The sequence below is a fragment of the Vibrio qingdaonensis genome, assembly GCF_026191675.1.
Classification (GTDB): domain Bacteria; phylum Pseudomonadota; class Gammaproteobacteria; order Enterobacterales; family Vibrionaceae; genus Vibrio; species Vibrio qingdaonensis.
Genome location: NZ_JAKRRY010000018.1, coordinates 84,780 through 106,969, shown reverse-complemented (window position 1 = coordinate 106,969; position 22,190 = coordinate 84,780). Strand labels below are relative to the sequence as shown.

Sequence of the window (22,190 nt, the reverse complement as noted above, 5' to 3'; positions counted from 1 at the left end):
TCAATCGAGCCCCTTTAGGTAACTAACATCGCGCAATAACTCGCTATTTACCGCCAATACTCAAGCGAGCAAAGCGAATGTCAGGCGCAAAGAAGGTACGGCTATCGTTGATAAGCTGAATCTCCCCTACCGCTTCTACTTCTTTCAACATTTTATAGAAATTCCCTGCAACCGTGATGCCGCGTACGGGCTGAACACGTTGGCCATCTCTACATAAGAAGCCACTCGCACCAAATGAGAAATCACCACTGACCGCGTCCGCCCCGGAATGCACGCCTTGCAATTCAATAAGCTCCAAATATTCGCCAGCTTTTACCTCTGAGACGCTGCTGTTACCTGATGCTATAAGTTTATGATTAGCGGATACATCTAAGCTCGACTTGGCCCCACGAGACGCACTTGCCGTTGACGTTGCGCCTAAGTAACTTGCTGTTTGGCTGTTATGCAGTAACGTATTCAACCGACCATCGGCGATAAGAATATTATCTTGAGTGGCAAACCCTTCACTATCAAAAGCGGCAATGGCCATACCGTTCGGCATATACGCAGCGTCCGTTAATGTAATCAACTCACTCGCCACAGATTGTCCAAGCTTGTCAGCGAGTGGCGTGATACCTTTCATTGCGCTGACACCGGAAAACGCACTGCCAAAGGCAGCAAATAGGCTGCTTAACGCATTAACGTTAAAAATTGCAGAGTAATTGCCAGTGGCAACGGGAGCGCCTTCAATTAAATCCCGAGCAAGGTTATAACCCTCATCAATGCAGAATGCTGCGTCTAACTCGTCAAAACGACGACCTACCGACACCTTACCTGCCATAGATTGTTTGCCGTCTTTTTCAAACAGCGTATACGCATAGCAACTAAATGAACGCTCAAAGTGCTGACACATTGTCCCTTGAGTATTGGCAATGATCAGTTGCGCTTCACCGTCACTGTAGCCGTTGTAAGGGGAACTGGTCGCATAAGGACGCGAAACAACACCTTGCTCCAGTGCTAAGGACAGCGCGATTTTTTCATCTACTGACGTGGTGTCTTGTTGAGCAATTTCCGCGATATCCGTTGTAATTACGCTCTCTACGCAGCGAATACTTTGATGCCCATCTTGCTTAGAGAAACGCGCACTTTGTAAGGCATTCGTTAGCATTAAATCTAGGCTTGGCTGCTCTAGTGACTCTGAGTAACTGGTTGCTACCCGAGCGTCTTTTACCACTCGCACCCCCAGTACTTGACTTGAGCTCACCTTATACTCATCTAGCTGACCTTGGTTCGCTTTAAGAGAAAAGCTGCTATTGCGATTAACAATGACATCAGCTTCAGCCCCTTGACGTTTCGCTTCAGACAGCACGTGATCAATCGAATTAATAAGTGTTTGTTGCTGGCTCATTTGTTCTTGACTCATCCGTTCTTGACTCATTAGTTACCGCCTCCAACTAAGATATTGTCCACTTTCAGCGAAGGCTGACCGACCGTTGTTGGCACCGCGCCACTCACCGAGCCACACATACCAGGGGCAAGTGCCATGTCTTTGCCGACCATGCTAATTTCTTGCAGTACTTTTGGTCCGGTACTAATCAGTGTTGCCGTTTTTAAAGGCTTGGTAATTTTACCGTTTTCGATCAAATAGGCTTCGCGAACAGCAAAGTTAAATTCGCCCGTTCCCGGTTGCACAGAGCCACCACCCATTTTTTTCGCGTAAATACCGCGCTCTATTCCCGCCAGCATCTCATCGAGCGAATGTTTTCCTTCTTCAATGAAAGTATTACGCATCCGTGATGTCGGGGCGAATTTGTAGTTTTGGCGACGTCCAGATCCGGTCGGCTCATAGCCCGTCTTCAGGCCTCCCATTTTATCGACCATAAAACTGGAGAGCTTACCGTCTTTAATGAGTTGGGTACGCTGCGTTGGCATGCCTTCATCGTCAACATGAATGGATCCCCACTCGTTGGTCATCGTGCCATCATCCACCGCATTAACCGCGCTGTTCGCAATCATTTCACCCATTTTGTCATGAAATACCGAGGCCTTTTTCGCAACCGACGTGGTTTCAAGCAAGTGACCACATGCTTCATGGAAGATAACACCACCAAAACCATTGCCTATCACTACTGGCATTTCGCCTGATGGACACGCATCCGCTCCCAACTTCACCAATGCTTGCTGGGCGATGGTTTGACCAAGCTCCCTCGCATCCAGTTGCTCACTAAATTCCCAACCAGCTAGCGCACCAGGGCCTTCCGAACCTGAAGATTGCTCGTTATCTTTCTGCGCAACCGTATTTCCCGCGACACGAATGTAGTGACGAGTATCATCCACATGCAGACCGTCAGAATTAAAGATAGAAACCTGTTGTTCACGCTGCAGTACGCTGCCAATAAATTGGCTGATGTATTCACTTTCAGAACGCGTTGCCTGATCAACGTTAAGTAGAAATTCAATCTTTGAATCTAGGTTCGCGTCTTTTCCCAAAGGTAGGCGGCAACGATGTTGAAGTGGATAGCGATTTAGGTTCAAGCTACCCGCAGAGGCGATTTGATCGCGTTTATCTTTTGCAGCCAGCAGCGACGTAACGCGTTTTAATTCCGCTTCATTTGTGCTGTTGGTGTAACCGTAAAGTACTTTGTAACCGAAAAAAAGACGGATACCAATACCAAAATCGATACCTGAATTGACTTTGTCCACTTCGCTTGACGCAATCTGGACAGTGCTAGTTTGATGATGTTCAACGAATAATTCGGCGAAATCAGCCCCCAAAAAAAGTGCATGATCGATCACCGCTTTCGCTGTTTCAGAATTAAGCATTAACTCTCCTTGCTCGTTGATTGTCGCCTTCCTTAACCACTAAGATCTTAAAGTATGAAGAAGACGACGGCGCGATTTAATAGAAGTTATTGGTTCAATTAAATGGATAAAAGCCTATAGCGACAATTAGGACTCTATCATTTTTAGCGGCAGAGTTCCCTTCTCAAACACAACTAAAATGCTCGGAATTATTTGAAAGACAAGCATTCCTTACCATACTGCTTCCTAACAGGCTCTACTCACTTTTTTATCAGTATTTCAGATTATAAACGCTAGTAAACGCGGAACTTACCATGACATCAAGCATCAAGAACAATTCAGGCAACAATATAAAAGCGGTAGCCAACGAATACCTCACGTTCTGGCTAGGTCAAGAGTACTACGGCATTGATATTCTCACTGTCCAAGAGATCAGAACTTATGGCCAAGTCACCGCTATCGCCAATATGCCCGCTTATATTAAGGGCGTAATGAATTTACGTGGTGTGGTTATACCCATTGTAGATATGCGTATTAAGTTTAAATTGTCTGATATTACGTACCATGACATGACCGTTGTTATTATCTTAAATATTGATGAACGCATTGTCGGTATTGTCGTAGATAGTGTCGCAGATGTGCTATTGCTCGACACGGTCGATGTGCAGCCTCCCCCTGATTTTGCCAGTGCATTAGACACAAAATACATTAAAGGGCTTGCGTCACAAAATGAGTTGATGCTCATCTTGATTCACATAAATAAATTAATGAGCAGCCAAGATATGGCGCTATTTAACCAAATTGAAACTGACAGCTCGCCAGCTCATGAAACTAAGAAAGGTCATGATCATGAACAATGAAGATAGAGAATACCTCATTCAGGAAAATGAAATACTCGTCTCGACGACTGACATGTCAGGGAACATTACCTATGCTGACGATAATTTCGTTCGAGTCAGTGGGTATTCACGAGACGAGCTATTAGGTAGCCCGCATAACATCGTCCGCCATCCAGATATGCCTAAAGAGGTATTCGAAGATTTTTGGCGAGAAATTAACTTAGGGAATTGCTGGTCAGGTATTATCAAGAACCGACAAAAAAGCGGTGGATATTATTGGGTAAAATCCGATGTGACCCCTTTATACAAAGATGGGGTTCAACTTGGTTTTATGTCCGTTCGCTCAATACCTAATAAGGTTGATCTAGAAAAAATAAAGATTCAATACTCACTATTCAAAGAAGGTGAACAGGGTGATCTCGTCATCAAACGTGGGAAAGTGGTTAAAAAACAAAACGCACACTCACTTAATGCGCTTACCATCAAACAACGTCTATTCGGTTTAGTATTGATCGCTACGATATCTCTTTTCACCGTGCTCGGCATCGGTATACACAGTTCATACACTGAAAAAGAAGCAGTTGAACACCTTTATAACAGCCACATTGAATCTTATTCCCATCTACTCGCCATCGATAAACTGTGGGCTGAAAATCGACTATTGTTGCAACCCCTAACCGTAACTAATGACTTGGAACAATACACTAATATCAGCCAAACGCTTAAAGACAATGCCTTAACACTAAAGCAAATTACTGCTAGCCTGATCGATAAATTTGACTTAGAACATAACTCTAAAATCGAGAAATACCACATCATCGCCGAACAAAGCGATCGGTTAGCTGCCACATCACTAGTAGAGGTTTATTCAACGTTATCTTCTAGTGACGAAAGTCAGCGCAGTAATGCTGACTTTCGCTCACTCATCCTCGCGTTCATATCTGAGATTTCAACTTACGAACAGTCCATTGGCGAGCTTATTTTAGAAAACCGACAGCAATCTCATGAGATTTATGAAGAAAGCAAGTACGTTTTTTGGCTTGAAGTCGCGCTATCGTCGGTTATTACGCTATTTTTCATTGTCGCGTATCTAATCTTTGCCTTTATCTTCAACCGAGATATTAACTCTAGATTAAGTGATATTCGACGTTACTTTACTCGCCTTGTTAAAAAAGACTATCTCTTTGAGATTAACGTTGAAAAAAATGATGAAATTGGACAAGTATTACAATCACTAAAAATAATGAAAGTACAGTTAGCGTATAATATGGAAAGCGTTCGTCAAAAGGCCATCGCAGCGACGCGTATTAAAATTGCCCTTGATAACGTGAGTACTAACATGATGATTGTAGATAACGACAACACCATCATCTATGTTAACCCGTCGATTATTGGTATGTTCACACAAGCCGAAAAAGAATTAAAAAGTTATTCAGCCGATTTTGATGCCAAAGGATTATTGGGCTTAAATATCAACGACCTTAATTTAGTCACTATACATCAGAAAAATCGACATTCAAATAATTACCAACAAAGTGGGCATGATATCCCGCATACTGCTGGGGTTGAACAAACTCAAGAAATCGACATTAATGGCAGAATATTTAACATCGTCAGTAACCCTGTTATTGATGAGTCCGGGAAACAAATTGGCTATGTGACTGAATGGGTAGATCGAACCGCGGAAATAGGCGTCGAAAAGGAAATTGAACATGTCATTCAATCAGCGGTCGAAGGTGACTTTTCTCAGCGCATGGCTCTGGACGGAAAAAATACTTTTTTCACGATGCTTTGCGGCAATATGAATCGCCTATTAGAAATCAGTGAAGTGAGCTTAACCGATATCGTTGCCGTCCTCTCCTCTTTAGCGAAAGGCGATCTTACCTCGCAAATTACTGCAGATTATTCAGGCGCATTTGGTGAACTCAAAACAAGCTCCAATTTAACGGTCACCAAATTGAAAGAAATGATTCTGCATATAAAAATTTCTGCCGACACCATCAACACTGCCACTAAAGAAATAGCGATTGGTAATATAGATCTAGCACAGAGAACTGAAAAACAAGCGCGCAGCCTTGAGGTCACTTCATCCAGTATGGAAGAACTCACTATCACCGTTAAACAAAATTCTGAACACTCCAAGCAAGCGAATCACTTGGCAAAAGAGACATCGGTGAATGCGCTTAAAGGTGGCGAAGTCGTGACGCAAGTGGTGGAAAACATGGCTGACATTCATACCAGCTCACAAGAAGTCATGAACATTATTTCAGTTATCGACAGCATTGCCTTTCAAACCAATATTCTGGCTCTTAATGCCGCCGTTGAGGCGGCACGTGCAGGTGAACAAGGTCGGGGGTTTGCTGTTGTGGCGACCGAAGTTCGTAACTTGGCTCAGCGTTCCGCTGCCGCAGCAAAAGAAGTAGAAAGTCTGATCAACTCCTCTGTACGCAAAATTGAAATAGGTTCTAAACTCGCGACCCAGGCAGGCGAATCAATCTCTAGCGTAGTCGTTTCAATTCAAGAAGTCGCGCAATTGATTGAGGAAATCACCCAAGCCTCAGTTGAACAAAGTGTTGGGATTGATCAAGTTACCCGAGCCATTTTAGAAGTCGATGACGTCACACAGCAGAATTCAGCCTTGGTTGAAGAAGGTTCCGCAGCCGCTAGCTCCCTAGAAGAGCAAGTCGCCAATCTTGCTATTTATGTTGCCGCATTTGATACGGGTGAGCAGAGGCTCTCCAGCCAAAATAGTGGCAGTGAATCAAACCTTGGAGAAAAGAATGCCTATGTAACAACAGCGTCGCATAACCATGATGATGACAACGATTGGTCTGAATTCTGACGTTGATGAATACTCAATTTTATTCTATCAAAGTTGGCGTTAACGCGAGTGTATAAGCGTGCAATTATTGTATTAATAGACCCTCGCATACCATCGTTTAATTAATCGTTGGAGGACGAATATTGGCAATGTTCTCTATACGTGAGTGTGATTACGCCATGTAAAAGGCATGCCGACTAACTCGAATTATGCCTTTGCTCACCCGTGAGCTGGGCGCTTACATGTGACGGTTCATTATATCAAATATAACCTGCTTAAATAGTTGAAAGCCCATCATTCCTTCCCATACTGCTTTCTAACACGCTCTATTTATTATTTTGTCAGTGTCACAAAATAGGTATTTAGAACGCTACCCATTATACGGTTATTGATAGAGAGACACTATGTCCGGTTCTGCCCAACAGTTTGAGAAAATCTTTTTTGAAGAGATGACCGAACATCTTGAAGAGATGGAGTCGCTGCTGCTAGAAATGAATGAAAGTGGCAACGAGTCCGTCTCATCAGAGGTATTAGACGCCATTTTTAGAGCCGTACATTCAATTAAAGGCGGTGCCGGGATTTTTGGTTTTGATGACATATCCCACGTAACGCACATTCTCGAAAACCTATTGGACCAACTTCGAACGGGGCAGATATCATTACAACGAACAATGGTTGATGTATTCTTGCAAGCCAGAGACGTACTTGAGTCGTTGAAAGCTGCCCATCAATTTGATGATGAAGAGGAGGTTTCAAATGAACACATAAAGCAAGTCTGTGAAGCATTAAACCACTTCAGTTCACTCCCTTCTTCCCCGACGTCCAAAGAAGACTGTTCGGCCAAACCGCCGATAGCCGCCGACCCAGCGTATACACCTCCTTCTTCGAACCTGCATGATCTTTCTGATTCAGAAAAATCCGCTCTGAAGATCCTACTGGTCGAAGACAGTAAAGTGATTCAAAAAGTCGCCAGTTTCACTTTGAGTAAACTGGGATATTCCTTTGTGGATATCGCAGAAAATGGCCAACAAGCGTTAGACAGTCTAAATGCCGCACTCAATGAGCCTTATCAATTCATTTTACTTGATTGTCAAATGCCCATAATGGATGGTTACCAAGCAACCCGAGCCATAAGAGAAGGCCTCGCCGGTGACGTGCACCAAGGTATTACAATCATCGCAATGACCGCTATGGTCGGTGAAGAAGAAAAACAAAAATGCCTACAAACAGGAATGAACGATTATTTAGTGAAACCCATCAAAGCCAATCTTGTCGATGACATCATTAAACGATGGCATCACCGCGCACAAGATTCAATACCAAGCCATCAACCAGTGCCGAAAGAACCGAATAACGCTGCTCAACGAAAGAGAAGTTCGAACCCTCGACTTCGAAGCAAGCAACACGAGGCTTCTTCGATTCGAGTCAGTACACAAAAAGTGGATCAGCTTATCAATCAAGTTGGTGAGCTCATCATCACGCAATCTATGTTACAAAAACTGACCTTTGATCTTGGGTTGGACGCTAACGAGTTATTAGCCGCACGACTTAACCAATTAGAAAGCAATACTCGTGACCTGCAAGCTTCCGTCATGTCTGTGCGAATGATGCCGATAGGCACCGTTTTCGGTCGTTTTCCTCGGATCGTGCGCGACTTATCTAATTCGTTAAATAAAGACATCAGGTTGATTATAGAAGGCGAACAAACCCAGCTCGATAAAGGCTTATTGGAAAAACTGGTGGACCCTCTGACCCATTTAATACGAAATAGTATCGATCATGGTATTGAATCCCCCGAAGAAAGAACCAAAGCAAATAAACCGGTGCAAGGCACAATAAAACTCTCAGCGGTCTACCGCGGTGGTGATGTCATTGTGCATGTTGAAGATGACGGGTTGGGCATTGACCCAAAAAAAATCGTAGAAAAAGCTCAGAAAAATGGTATGCACTTGCCTCAAAACATGAATGTTCAAGACATCTTTCAGCTGATCTTTTCTGCCGGTTTCTCAACCGCTGAGCAAGTTACTACCGTATCAGGTCGTGGCGTAGGTATGGATGTGGTGAAACGCAATATCTCCAGTATGGGTGGCACTGTCGAAATTAGTTCAACACTGGGGGTTGGGACAAAAATGTCCATTCAACTCCCCCTAACCTTAGCAATATTAGAAGGGATGTCTATCTGTGTGGGAGAACATGTCTATATTATTCCCCTAACCTATATTGTTGAGTCAATTCAACCCAATATCGATGATCTTAAAAAACTCAACAGCGGCGAAACCATGATCAGAGTTCATGACGAATACGTGCCCATCCTTCGACTGCATAAGTTTTTCAATCTGGATACGGACGTAACAGAACTGCATGAAGGTATTGTCGTACTGTTAGAGCATGGCAACAAAATAATTGCATTGTTTGTCGACAGCTTAATTGGGCAACAGCAAGTCGTTCTTAAAAATCTAGAAAACAACTTTCGTAAGATCCCTTGTATTTCCGGTGCCACCATTATGGGCGACGGGCGTGTTTCGCTCATTTTAGATGTTGCCGATTTAGTCAGGCAGCGCTAATTTTTTCACACTCTAACAAGAACTCACGCCACCATTTCCTACTATGTTATTAATGCTTATTTTTGAACAACCAATGTAGCGCTTGGTATACACAGTTTTAAATGGATAGATGACAATCGACACGGAACATATCATGACATTGAGCATCGAAAACAATTCAGGCAACAGTATCAAGACCGTCGCTAAAGAGTACCTCACTTTTTGGCTCGGTCAAGAGTACTACGGCATTGATATTCTCACTGTCCAAGAGATCAGAACCTATGGTCAAGTCACCGCTATCGCCAATATGCCACCTTATATTAAGGGTGTAATGAATTTACGTGGTGTGGTTATACCCATAGTAGATATGCGTATTAAGTTTAACTTGTCTGATATTACGTACCATGACATGACCGTTGTTATTATCTTAAATATTGATGAACGCATTGTCGGTATTGTCGTGGATAGTGTCGCGGATGTGCTATTACTCGACACGGTCGATGTGCAGCCTCCCCCTGATTTTGCCAGTGCATTAGACACAAAATACATTAAAGGGCTTGCCTCGCAAAATGAGTTAATGCTCATCTTGATTCACATAAACAAATTAATGAGCAGCCAAGATATGGCGCTATTTAACCAGATTGAAACTGACAGCTCGCCAGCTCATGAAACTAAGAAAGGTCATGATCATGAATAATGAAGATAGAGAATACCTCATTCAGGAAAATGAAATACTCGTCTCGACGACTGACATGTCAGGGAAAATTACCTATGCTGACGATAATTTTGTTCGAGTCAGTGGGTATTCGCGAGACGAACTATTAGGTAGCCCGCATAACATCGTCCGCCATCCAGATATGCCTAAAGAAGTATTCAAAGACTTTTGGCGCGAAATCAATTTAGGGAATTGCTGGTCAGGTATTATCAAGAACCGCCAAAAAAACGGTGGATATTATTGGGTGAAATCCGATGTAACCCCATTATACAAAGATGGGGTTCAACTCGGTTTTATGTCCGTTCGCTCAATGCCTAATAAAGTCGACCTAGAAAAAGTAAAGATTCAATATTCACAATTCAACGAAGGAGAACAGGGTGATCTCGTCATCAAACGTGGGAAAGTAGTTAAAAAGCAGCATGTTAACTCAATTAACGCACTCAGCATCAAACAACGTCTATTCGGTTTAGTATTAATCGCAACGATATCTCTTTTCACCGTGCTCGGCATCGGTATACACAGTTCATACACTGAAAAAGAAGCGGTTGAACACCTTTATAACAACCACATTGAATCGTACAGCCGTTTACTCACCATCGATAAACTGTGGATAGAAAATCGACTATTGCTGCAATCCTTGCTGCTAACCGATGACTTCGAAAAACATCTCAATATCAGTAAAACGCTTAAAGACAATGCCTTAACACTTAAGCAAATTACCACTAACCTGATCGATAAATTTGACTTAGAACATACCTCGGAAATCGAGAGATACCGAATCATCGCCGAACAAAGCGATCAGTTAGCTGCCACATCACTATTAGACATTTATTCGACTTTATCTTCTAGTGACGAAAGCAGGCGTAGTAATGCTGACTTCCGCTCTCTCATCCTCGCCTCCGTAACGGAGATTTTGGCTTACGAACAGTCTATTGGTGACCTTATTTTAGAAAACCGACAACAATCCATTGATATTTATGAAGAAAGCAAGTACGTTTTTTGGTTTGAAGTCGCGCTCTCATCCATTATTACCCTACTTTGCATTGTCGCTTATCTAATCTTCGCCTTTATCTTCAACCGAGATATTAACTCTAGATTAAGTGATATTCGACGTTACTTTACTCGCCTTGTTAAAAAAGACTATCTCTTTGAGATTAACATTGAAAAAAATGATGAAATTGGACAAGTACTACAATCGCTAAAAATAATGAAAGTACAGTTAGCGTATAATATGGAAAGCGTCCGTCAAAAGGCCATCGCAGCGACGCGTATTAAAATTGCCCTTGATAACGTGAGTACTAACATGATGATTGTAGATAACGACAACACCATCATCTACGTTAACCCGTCGATCATCGATATGTTCACACAAGCTGAAAAAGAACTAAAAGCCTATTCACCTGATTTTGATGCCAATAGATTATTAGGTGTGAATATCAACGACCTTAATTTAGTCACCATCCATCAGCAAAACCGACTCTCAAACAATTATCAACAAGGTGGACATGACACTCCGCAAACCATTGAAGTTGAACAAACTCAAGAAATCGACATTAATGGCAGAATATTTAACATCGTCAGTAACCCTGTTATTGATGAGTCCGGAAAACAAATTGGCTATGTTACCGAATGGGCCGATCGAACCATCGAGATAGGAAGCGTTCGTCAAAAAGCAAGGGCGGCAATGCGTATCAAGATTGCCCTTGATAACGTAAGTACTAACATGATGATTGTAGATAGTGACAATATCATCATCTATGTTAACCCATCAATCATCAATATGTTCAAACACGCAGAAGCGGAGTTAAAAGCCTACTCACCTGATTTTGATACTAATGAATTATTAGGTGTCAACATCAACGACCTTAATCTAATCAAAATTAACCAACAAGATAAGCACGACACTCAGCAAACGGTTGAAGTGGAAAAAAATCAAGAAATCGATATTAATGGCAGAATATTTAACATCATCAGTAACCCTGTTATCGATGAAGCTGGGAAGCAAATTGGCTATGTGACTGAATGGGTCGATCGAACTGCCGAAATAGGCGTCGAAAAAGAAATAGAACATGTCATTCAATCCGCGGTTGAAGGGGACTTTTCTCAGCGCATGGCTCTAGACGGAAAAAACACCTTTTTCACTATGCTTTGCGGCAATATGAACCGCCTATTAGAAATCAGTGAAGTCAGTCTAACCGATATCGTTACCGTCCTCTCTTCCTTGGCAAAGGGCGATCTGACGTCAAAAATTACAGCCGACTATTCAGGCGCGTTTGGAGAACTCAAAACAAGCTCCAATTTAACGGTCACCAAATTGAAAGAGATGATTCTGCATATAAAGATTTCTGCCGACACCATCAACACTGCCACTAAAGAAATAGCGATTGGTAATATAGATCTAGCACAGAGAACTGAAAAACAAGCGCGTAGCCTTGAGGTCACCTCATCCAGCATGGAAGAGCTCACTATTACCGTTAAGCAAAATTCTGAACACTCCAAACAAGCGAACCGCTTAGCAAAAGACACGTCGGCAAATGCGCTCAAAGGTGGCGAGGTCGTGAAGCAAGTGGTTGAAAATATGTCCGATATTCATACCAGTTCACAAGAAGTGATGAACATTATTTCAGTTATCGACAGCATTGCCTTCCAAACCAATATTCTGGCTCTAAATGCCGCGGTTGAGGCCGCACGTGCAGGTGAACAAGGTCGGGGTTTTGCCGTTGTGGCGACCGAAGTTCGTAACTTGGCTCAGCGTTCTGCCGCTGCGGCAAAAGAAGTAAAAAGTCTGATCAATTCGTCAGTACGCAAGATTGAGGTAGGCTCAAAACTGGCGACCCAGGCTGGTGACTCAATCTCTAGCGTGGTCATTTCAATTCAAGAAGTCGCGCAATTGATTGAGGAAATTACCCAAGCCTCTGTTGAACAAAGTGTTGGGATTGATCAAGTTACCCGATCAATTTTGGAAGTCGATGATGTCACACAACAAAACTCAGCCCTAGTCGAAGAAGGCTCGGCCGCGGCTAGTTCACTAGAAGAACAAGTCGCTAATCTTGCCGTTTACGTGGCAGCATTTGATACGGGTGAACAGCAACTCCCCCCTCAGCATGTAGCCAGTGAATCCCATTTTGGTGAGAGAAGTATGCACGTAGCACTAGGCTCTCATAACCATGCTGATGACAGCGATTGGTCTGAGTTTTGATGTTAATTAACGCTCAACTTGACTATACAGAAGCGGACTTTAACGCTATTGCCTCGTTAGTGTATAACCGGGTGGGCATTTCATTACACAAGAATAAAAAGAATCTTGTATACAATCGCTTAATTGGTCGTGTAAGGGCAAATAAACTCTCAAATTTCGCCCAGTATATTAAGATGTTGGGTGACAATAGCCATACTGAATGGGAATATTTCGTCAATGCTCTTACCACTAACTTGACCTACTTTTTTAGGGAACACTATCACTTTGAGTTATTGAAAGCCTATGTTAATGAGCACTTTGTGCACACAACGATAACGGAACCTGTGAGGATTTGGTGCTCAGCCTGTTCCACCGGTGAAGAGGCCTACAGTATCGCTATGACAATGGTTGAAGTATTTGGGACAAGTAAACCTCCAGTAAAAATATTGGCCACCGATCTCAACACGCATGTTCTATCCATCGCCAGAAAAGGGCATTACACACCAGACCAACTTGAGCGTGTCACGGAAAAGCAAATGCATCAGTTTTTTATTACTCATAAACACAATAATACGTACGAAATCAAGCCGGAAATTAAAGCACTTGTCCACTTTAAGCGTTTGAATTTGATGGATAGACAATGGCCAATGAATAGTCAATTTCAGGCGATTTTTTGCCGAAATGTAATGATTTATTTTGACAAAAATACTCAACGTTCTCTTTTGAATAAATTTGCTCACTATTTACCGGCAGGCTCTCTGCTGTTTCTGGGTCACTCGGAGAATTTTCCTGATCATCAGAACCAGTTTGTATTGCTACGGCAAACGACGTATACGCGAGTGTGATTATGCCATTAAAAGTAATCATCACCGACTCTTGTCATGAAACGTGCGAAGTTCTAAATAGAATCATAAGCAGCCAAGCCAATATGACGGTCGCAGCTATCGCCCATGATGCAAAGCAAGCAAGAGCCCTGATAAAACGTATTGAACCAGATGTTGTTACTCTCGCCATTGAACTTGACGGTATGAATGGACTGGATTTTTTAGATAAAATAATGACACTTCGCCCAATGCCTGTTGTGATTATCTCAAAGCTCATTGACAGAAACCCTTCAATCGCACAACAAGCACTAAAACTTGGCGCCATGTCCTGTCTTGCCAAACCCCACGTGCATCAATCACAAGACCCCAACTTTGAGGCATTCGCAATATCAGTGATTAAACAGCTCAAACACGCCGCGGTACACTTTAAATATGAGCAACAGAAATCCTCTCCATTGACTAACACCATTAAATCAGTTGCTAAATCAGCCGTTAGCCCTCCAAACAATAAACCATCTCTCGGGGATGTCACTCATCACCTGATAGCAATCGGCGCATCAACAGGAGGGACGGAAGCAATTACTCTGCTCTTAAAAGGTCTACCCACTGACTGTCCCGGTATCGTCATTGCTCAACATATGCCCCCGGGGTTTACTCATTCATTTGCTGCCCGTCTACAAGGTTTATGCGCCATTAAGGTTCAAGAAGCGCAACACGACCAAATAATTCGGTCGGGTCATGCGTATATTGCTCCAGGAAATACTCATCTTCTTGTCCAAAAACGTGCAGGAGTGTATTACACCATTTTAAGTGAAGGGCAACCTGTCAACCTGCATAAGCCCTCCATTGATGTATTGTTTGAATCCATTGCTGAAAACATCAAGACGTTAGGTGTCGGAGTGATTCTAACTGGCATGGGCAAAGATGGGGCGGCAGGTTTATTGAAAATGAAACAAGCTGGCGCAAAAACCTTCGCTCAAGATGAGAAAAGTAGTGTTGTCTACGGCATGCCACGTGAGGCAAAAAAAATAGGAGCGGTATTGCAAGAGCTCCCCATAGACGAAATGGCACAGGCAATTCTGAGCGTCATTAAGCAAACCTCAAAACGGTCCAAATAGACCTATCGAGAGTATTTATCGTTAATCGCTTATTCCTTACGCCCTAATGACTGGATGGCTTATTACGCAACAACCATGACTCAAATACCCTCAACATCCGACGTTACCACCCACAAAAAAGGAGACACACTTGCCTCCTTTTGACTTAACTTTCGCGTTATGAATTACGCACCGATGACACCACCATCTTTACGCGTAATCATCATAACCGATGAGCGTGGTACGGTGTTTCCTCCATCTGGGAAATGTGACGGTGCTAAGTCTTCTCCGGGGTGTTGAACTCCGACAAACATAGTTTTGTGATCCGGTGAAAAAGTGAGCCCGGTGATTTCACACGCGATTGGACCCGTTAAGAAACGGCGAATCTCACCCGTTTGTGGATCACTACACAGCATCTGGTTATTTCCCATCCCTGCAAAGTCTCCTTTATTGGAGTATTTGCCATCGGTCTGAATCCATAAGCGCCCTGCCATATCAAAGCCAATGCCATCTGGGCTATTAAACATATTGTCTTTGTTTATATTACTGCTACCCGCCATTAACCCCGATTGATGAACGTCTGGATTGCCTGCCAAGACATAAATATCCCATTCAAATCGCTCTGATGCATGATCACCATTCATTGGGTTCCAACGAACAATGTGTCCGTAAGGGTTTTTCTCACGTGGATTCACCGCATTAATCGGTTGCGACGCTTTAACACCACGATGCTTGTTGTTCGTCAACGTACAGAAGACCGATTTATTACTTGGATGAACAGCGACCCACTCTGGGCGATCCATCGTTGTCGCGCCTACTTGTGTTGCAGCCATGCGCGCAAAAATCATCACTGATGCGGCATCAGGAAATCCATTCTCAGGCGTGAGTCCGTTTTTGCCCCACGTCAGCGCTAACCACTGCCCTTTGCCGTTGAGCTCACCTTCTGTGCCTTCAAATTTAGCCACGTATAGCGTCCCCTCTTCGAGTAGATCTCGATTGGAATCTGCGCCAGGCACATACTTATTCTTTGAGACAAATTTATAAAGGTGCTCGCCACGCTCATCATCGCCAAGATAAACCACAACGTGTCCATCATCATTCACTGTAAGTGCGGCATTTTCGTGTTTAAAGCGTCCAAGTGCACTACGCTTCTTAGGCGTTGAATTAGGGTTCATTGGATCAATTTCAACCACCCAACCATGGCGATGCGGTTCATTGGGCTCTTGTGCCATATCAAAGCGAGTATCGTACTTATACCAGTCGTACCCTCGGTCTTTCTTACCTAGGCCATAACGCTGATTGCTTTCTGACAATGGATTATCGGAGGTATCTGCAAAATAGCCGTTAAAATTCTCTTCACACGTAAGGTACGTGCCCCACGGTGTTTGTCCATTCGCACAGTTGTTGAAGGTACCGAGTATTGCCTTACCTGACTTATCGACATTGGTTTTTAACAGATCGTGTCCTGCGGCTATACCGGTCATTTCCATTTCAGTAAACGCCGTAACTCGTCGGTTTAAGCGCCCTTCAAGATTGACTTGCCACTGGCCATTTGTCTTCTTCAGTTCAATCACAGAGACGCCGTGAGCAGCTTGCCCTTTGCGTACGTCGTCTGCAGAAATATTCTTACCTTGATGTTGATACAAGTACTCATTATTGGTGTACTCGTTGTTTACAGCAAGCACTGCGCGATCATCTGAAATCGGAAAAAAAGTCATGCCGTCATTATTGTCACCAAATTGCATCTCCTGCGCTTTGGCGTCATTGGACTGGCTAAAGGCTGGCGCCCCCTTCTTAATCGCATCACCCCATGAAATCAACACATCCGCTTGGTAGCCCTCTGGCACCTCTATCGTATCAGCCGTAGAAATTGCGATCGCGTCAAAACCCAATAGCGATGACTGGCTGGGTTTCGTATTTGCAATAGCTTGACTAACGGGACTTGCTGCAAAAAAACCAACCGTGCCAGCCGCCCCCGTTGCCTTTAAAAAACGTCGACGAGACATCGCAGCGTCAACCAATTTATTGAATTCGGGTTCAGATTCTAACAAACGCTGATCATGGTTTTGGTCAAATAGCTTCACAGTGACTTCCTTTCTATTGAAGAAAAGGCCATTCAAATGGCCATATTGATATTATGGCCGCTATCATGCCCGGCATTTATGACACGTTAGTTACAAATAATTAACACTTATATTAATTGCTATTCAACCGTCATGGCCCCTTTCGTATTCCCTGTAAACCATGTCATAAGGACGACGCACGTCATCGACGATCCCTTATGAAAATTATTTACTGTTACTGTTTGAAATATCGTGTTTTTTGTCCGAGTCTTAATCTAAATGGATAAGAAATGAGTTAAGTATGGATACGACATTCTCAGCAGGCGTTCATGGCATAAAAAAAGTGTTAGTTCCTTCTGTGCTGATCAATATACTCTCACTTGCCGTCCCTCTTACGGTTTTGCAGATTTACGACCGGATCATACCGAACCAAAGTTACGGCACTGCGACTTTATTGCTCGCAGGCGCAACGCTTGCCGTCTTGCTAGATGCATTGTTGCGATATGTGCGCTCTCGTGTTCTCGCGGCAGAATCCTCAATGATGGAGCAACAACGCTATTCAGACACCGTTCGTGCGCTCGCCACCTCGCCTGTCAATGAGATAAAACAGCTCAAAGTGGGCGGCGTCCAAAATGGCCTCGATTCCATCGCCAAAATCAAAGACCTATATTCAGGGGGGTTATTGTCAGGACTCATTGATATTCCTTTTGCGCTACTATTTTTGTTTTTGGTTTACTACGTGGGGGGGGCATTGGTTGCCGTTCCCATTGTTGTTTGGTCGGTCACTTTTGGGTTTGTGTGGTTATCTGGGGCAAGAGCAAAACAACGAAGCCTGCAACATGCCAAATCAGAAGATGCGCGCGCAGGATTCTTACTCAACCTATACAGAAATATTTTAGGTATTAAACGACAAGCCAATGAATACAAAGCGTTTAGCGCGTACAAAGGAATTAACCAAGCACATCGACTGACAATTGCAGAAGACGAGAGAAAAAACGCGTTGGCACAAGAATGCATCTACCTCGCTTCCTTAGGCACCTCTGTTATTCTCGTTATTGCTGGGGCTTCTCATGTACTTTCAGGAGACTTGACCACTGGGGGATTAGCGGCCTGTTCCATATTAGCAGGCCGAGCAGTAGCACCGCTCAGCGCTCTAACCAATCTGAATATCCGCTATGCGAATATGCAAACATCGATTCAAAGCGTCAAAGCCCTTTTATCCCTCTCTCCCTCAAGAGCTGAAGAGTCCACCGCATCAGAGAAACTGGCATCCCTGCACTTCAAAGCTTTAGTCATCTCTCGTTTTTCAAAACACTACCAAGTCGATGCACATTTACCTGCTGGTACAGTCTGCCAAGCGATCTGCGTCGATAAAGAAGCGGCCAGTCAATTTCTGACTATTGCTGCTGGAGTCAGCCCGGGACATTCGGGCAACATCGCGTTTAACGACACAAACGTCGAAGAGTTTTCTCGCTTAAAAAGAACGTCATACATCGGATCACGATCATCTATCTTGCACGGATCGATATTAGACAATTTATGTGGCTTCAAACCCGAATTATCAGAGCAGGCCTTAAGTTATTGTCAATCCCTTGGGCTGTACGACGTGCTGACTCAACTCCCAGACGGACTAGAAACCAAGCTTGGGGAACTACCGACCATTCCACTTAGTCATAGCAGTATTCGCCTTATCAATATTTGTTTTCAACTTGCCCGCCCAACTTCGGTTATATGTATCGACACACCTGAACTTGATTTAGACATCGACACATGGCCGAAACTCGCCAACGTCCTGCAGCAAGAAGCAAACAACGGCAGGCTGGTCTTGTTAGTCAGCTTCAATCCTATATTTACCAACCTATGCACTGAAAGTTTACGACTAGAACGTCCACTGGCAGCACAAGAAGGAGTGACGAATGAATGAGTTAGAAAGTGCATCATTGAAGTCACTAAGGGTGTTAGAGGTCAGCAGTAATATTGATGTTTTCGCCCATCAATGGGTGAAAGAAAATGGGCTCAATAACCTCGAAGACTATTTGAGTATGCTTGATCGCCTTAATGTCCCCTATCGTATCATCAGCACTCATGAGCAACTCAACGCCAATGCATTTAAAGTGGCGGTATTGGTCAACGATGATCAATTCGTTGTTGCTCAACTCAATAATCAAACCTTAGAATGTATAAATACTCGACAGCCGTTTGATTCAAAAACGCTTAAGCGCTTCAAATTAGCTATCTTATTGGAAGACACACCACCAGATAAACCCGATGCCAACTGGATGGGGTCTCGTTTAGACAGTTACAAAGCCGTGATCCCCAAGGTCGCTCTCGCCAGTTTGTTCGCGAATTTATTTGCACTAGCGATTCCGTTCATTACCATGTCAATCTATGATCACGTCATTGGAGGTGACGCTGCCCACGAACTGCAAGGCATCGCAATTGGGGCGGGGATTTTATTTTTCATGTTATGGCTACTCAGAGTACTACGTAGCCAAACTCTTGCCACTGTGGCAAACCGAATAAGCCGTGAAATATCCGATGCGCTAATTAAAAAACTACTCACGGGTAGTTACGATGTCTGTAAATTAACGCCCCAACAAAGCCAAGTCAGTCAGATGGGGGTTGCCGAAAGAATATCCGGAGTCTTAGCCGGACCGCTCGGTAATGCGCTATTCGACATCCCATTTGTGTTAATTTTTTTAATCGCTATTGCGGCGCTCGGTGGATGGCTTGTTATCGTCCCTATTGTATCGCTTATTCTTTACTACCTCGTGGCAACAAGCAGCATTAAAAACTCGGCGCTTAAAGCCAATCAATCCACTATTTCAGGGACAAATAGGCAAACCTTAATTGCCGAATTATCGAGCCAACTTGGTTACATGAGAAGTAGTCATTTAGTCGACGGCTGGCTCACTCGATTTGATCGAGCGAATCATCTCGCCACTAAGAACGGCTTCAAACAAACCGTACATCAAGCGAAATATACCTCGATTTATTATGCCATTGGGGTGATTTCAACCATCGCGGTGGTAGGGTTAGGTATCGAGTTAATTTTCAATCAAGTCATGTCTGCGGGTGGGCTGATTGCGACGATGATGCTTATTTCTCGCGTCACCGGTCCTGCGCAAACACTCGCGAATAGCGCGCTTCGCCTTCAGCAAATCCAACAAACACAATTAACAATCAACCGAACACTGACACTAAACTCTGAGGAAGCTTACCGATATCAGCATCATGATCTTCCTGAATCGGCGCCGCAAATTGAGCTAGACCAAATAACACTCCGCTACGCTAATCAAGCTAAACCCGCCTTAAGTGGCATCAGTGCGATAATTGAACCTGGAGAAATTGTTGCCATTACGGGTCCATCAAACAGCGGTAAAACGAGCCTTATTGATACTATTGCCAGCTTTCAACCCATTCAAAATGGCATTGTAAACATCAATAGCATTAATTTAAGCCAGTACGCACCACTGCTCTATCGACACTGGATGTTTTATAAAGCATCACACCCAGAAGTACTGCTTACTAACATTCGAGATTGGTTTTCCGACAAGCAACTTATCAAAGATTCCGAGATAGTGAACGCCATAAAACAGGCCGGTGGCAAAGATTGGTTTGAATCCTTACCCGCTGGGCTTGATACACAACTGACGGAGTTCTGGCCAGCGACAATGTACGATTTACTCTCACGCTTTGAGGCGCGAATGCTCATTGCCGCAAAGGCACTTGCCATACACTACCCTTTATACCTACTCGATAATCCATTGCATGATTTATCGCCAAAATCTGTTGAATTATTTAAGCTTTTTTTAGACATAAAACGCGGCAAATCAACCATTCTTTATAGTTCACAAGATCCTGAGTTAATTAAACTTGCTGATAAAGTTCTGGTTCTTAACCAAGGCAGCGTCGCCTATTTCGGACCTCTTGCTGAAGAACAAACGGCAGAAGCCACACCACATGACAACACTATGGAGGGCGTTGCTAATGAGTAATCCTCAATACGCTGAAGCAATAGAATCGCAGCAAACTAAAAGACTTCTCTCTATTACTACCTATGCCATCGCATTGTGTGTCATTGCTTTCGTTGCTTGGTCAGCGCTAACGCAAGTGGATGAAATAGCAAAAGCACAAGGTACCGTAATTCCAGAAGGTGAACGCCAGATTATTCAAAGTGATATTGGCGGGAAATTAAAGACCATTTCAGTCCAAGAAGGCGATTTAGTGGAAGCTGGACAAGTCCTCGTAGAGTTCGACGCCACTTTTCAAACCACCGCACTAGAAGAACTCAAAGCCCAATCAGCATCGTTAAACCTAACAATCGAGAGATTGTCGTCGCTTATCGATGAGCGCGAGCCTGATTTCGCACAATATCAAGCACGCTACCCTGAATTAGTGGCAGAACAACGTGCCCAACGCAGCGCTCAAATCGCACTCTATTATCAAAAACGCATTGTCTTAGAAAAAGAAGCGGAGCAAATCGCAGAGCAGCTTCGTACCACCGACAACGCCATTCCAGCCTATGAACGTCAATTAAGCGCGTCTAAGCAAGAATTGGTGATCCTTCAGAAAGGTCTTAAAAGTGGTAACATTTCTCGTTTGAGAGTATTGGAGATGCAGCAAAAGGTGGCGTCTATAGAGCAGCAAATTGAAGAGGCGCGCGGTAAAAATGCCTTACTTCTTAAGCAAGCCGATTCTAATGATGAAAAAATCACTCAACTACTTGCAGAAGCGAAAGTTGAAGTAGCTGACCAACGCTCCAAAGCGGCCTCCCAACTATCAGCTTTGAAAGCAAGGGTCCGCTCAGGTGAAGCAAAACTCACTAACACCGTACTTACCTCCCCTCTTCAAGGGCTCGTACAGAGCATACCAAGTACAAGAGTTGGTACCGTTATTCAGCCCGGGGGCACAGTTGTTGAGATTGTGCCTATCGGTGGTGTCGCAGACTTTAGAGCCAAGCTTTCCCCCAGAGATATCGGCTTTGTCAGTGAAGGGCAACATGCTCGCGTTAAAATAGATGCCTACGATTACAGTCGATTTGGTGCCCTACAAGGCGTTGTAGAATCGATTTCCCCTACCACCAGAAAAGATGAAAAAGGCAATATTTTCTATGAGGTGACGATTGCCGTTGAAAAGCCGTTCTTTCGAGATAACCCTGAGAAATTCGCGATTTTACCGGGCATGACGGGCGAAGTCGACATTACCACTGGTGAAAAAACCGTGTTCCAATATTTATGGAAGCCCATATTCACCAATGTGAGTCGCGCATTTGGTGAGCGCTAGCCATCATGCTCGAGGGAGAAAACTAGTTCTATAAAAACGACGT

At 43.7% G+C, this 22,190-nt stretch carries 13 protein-coding genes; 10 read left to right on the top strand and 3 right to left on the bottom strand.

What is annotated here, in order from left to right:
• Positions 1–43: 43 nt before the first annotated feature.
• Positions 44–1,387: a TldD/PmbA family protein gene (locus tag MD535_RS14180; RefSeq protein ID WP_265675682.1), complete on the bottom strand. Its 1,344-nt coding sequence runs from the start codon at positions 1,385–1,387 to the stop codon at positions 44–46.
• 29 nt (positions 1,388–1,416) lie between these two features.
• The gene (locus tag MD535_RS14175; RefSeq protein ID WP_265675679.1) at positions 1,417–2,802 is read right to left on the bottom strand and encodes a TldD/PmbA family protein; all 1,386 of its coding nucleotides are present in this window, start codon (positions 2,800–2,802) and stop codon (positions 1,417–1,419) included.
• Between the two features lie 293 nt (positions 2,803–3,095).
• On the opposite strand from MD535_RS14175, the gene MD535_RS14170 reads away from it, so the two are divergent.
• From MD535_RS14170 to MD535_RS14140, 7 genes are all read left to right on the top strand, one after another.
• Positions 3,096–3,641, top strand: a complete 546-nt coding sequence (locus MD535_RS14170) for a chemotaxis protein CheW (protein ID WP_265675678.1) — start codon at positions 3,096–3,098, stop codon at positions 3,639–3,641.
• Positions 3,631–6,462 carry a methyl-accepting chemotaxis protein gene (locus tag MD535_RS14165; RefSeq protein WP_265675677.1) on the top strand — a complete coding sequence of 944 codons (2,832 nt, stop codon included), beginning with the start codon at positions 3,631–3,633 and terminating at the stop codon, positions 6,460–6,462. Before MD535_RS14170 ends, MD535_RS14165 begins: the two co-directional genes overlap by 11 nt.
• A 383-nt stretch (positions 6,463–6,845) precedes the next feature.
• Positions 6,846–9,005: a chemotaxis protein CheA gene (locus MD535_RS14160; protein WP_265675676.1), complete on the top strand. Its 2,160-nt coding sequence runs from the start codon at positions 6,846–6,848 to the stop codon at positions 9,003–9,005.
• 133 nt (positions 9,006–9,138) lie between these two features.
• Positions 9,139–9,681, top strand: coding sequence for a chemotaxis protein CheW (locus MD535_RS14155; protein ID WP_265675675.1), 543 nt, complete (start codon positions 9,139–9,141; stop codon positions 9,679–9,681).
• Complete coding sequence (locus tag MD535_RS14150) at positions 9,674–12,898, top strand: methyl-accepting chemotaxis protein (protein ID WP_265675674.1); 3,225 nt, start codon at positions 9,674–9,676, stop codon at positions 12,896–12,898. Before MD535_RS14155 ends, MD535_RS14150 begins: the two co-directional genes overlap by 8 nt.
• Complete coding sequence (locus tag MD535_RS14145) at positions 12,898–13,722, top strand: CheR family methyltransferase (protein WP_265675673.1); 825 nt, start codon at positions 12,898–12,900, stop codon at positions 13,720–13,722. Before MD535_RS14150 ends, MD535_RS14145 begins: the two co-directional genes overlap by 1 nt.
• A 2-nt stretch (positions 13,723–13,724) precedes the next feature.
• Positions 13,725–14,819, top strand: coding sequence for a protein-glutamate methylesterase/protein-glutamine glutaminase (locus MD535_RS14140; RefSeq protein ID WP_265675672.1), 1,095 nt, complete (start codon positions 13,725–13,727; stop codon positions 14,817–14,819).
• Between the two features lie 164 nt (positions 14,820–14,983).
• On the opposite strand, the gene MD535_RS14135 is transcribed toward MD535_RS14140, so the two are convergent.
• Positions 14,984–16,804: a PhoX family protein gene (locus tag MD535_RS14135; protein ID WP_279348287.1), complete on the bottom strand. Its 1,821-nt coding sequence runs from the start codon at positions 16,802–16,804 to the stop codon at positions 14,984–14,986.
• Between the two features lie 358 nt (positions 16,805–17,162).
• Here MD535_RS14135 and MD535_RS14130 point away from each other — a divergent pair, with 358 nt between their 5' ends.
• Genes MD535_RS14130 through MD535_RS14120 form a run of 3 tightly spaced genes read left to right on the top strand, consistent with a single transcriptional unit; the run spans position 17,163 to position 22,147 of the window.
• Positions 17,163–18,785, top strand: a complete 1,623-nt coding sequence (locus MD535_RS14130; RefSeq protein ID WP_265675670.1) for an ABC transporter transmembrane domain-containing protein — start codon at positions 17,163–17,165, stop codon at positions 18,783–18,785.
• Positions 18,778–20,859, top strand: coding sequence for an ABC transporter transmembrane domain-containing protein (locus MD535_RS14125; protein WP_265675669.1), 2,082 nt, complete (start codon positions 18,778–18,780; stop codon positions 20,857–20,859). Before MD535_RS14130 ends, MD535_RS14125 begins: the two co-directional genes overlap by 8 nt.
• Entirely contained in the window at positions 20,852–22,147 is a 1,296-nt protein-coding gene (locus tag MD535_RS14120; RefSeq protein WP_265675668.1) for an HlyD family type I secretion periplasmic adaptor subunit, read from the top strand. The genes MD535_RS14125 and MD535_RS14120 overlap by 8 nt, the downstream gene beginning before the upstream one ends.
• The last annotated feature ends 43 nt before the right edge of the window (positions 22,148–22,190 follow it).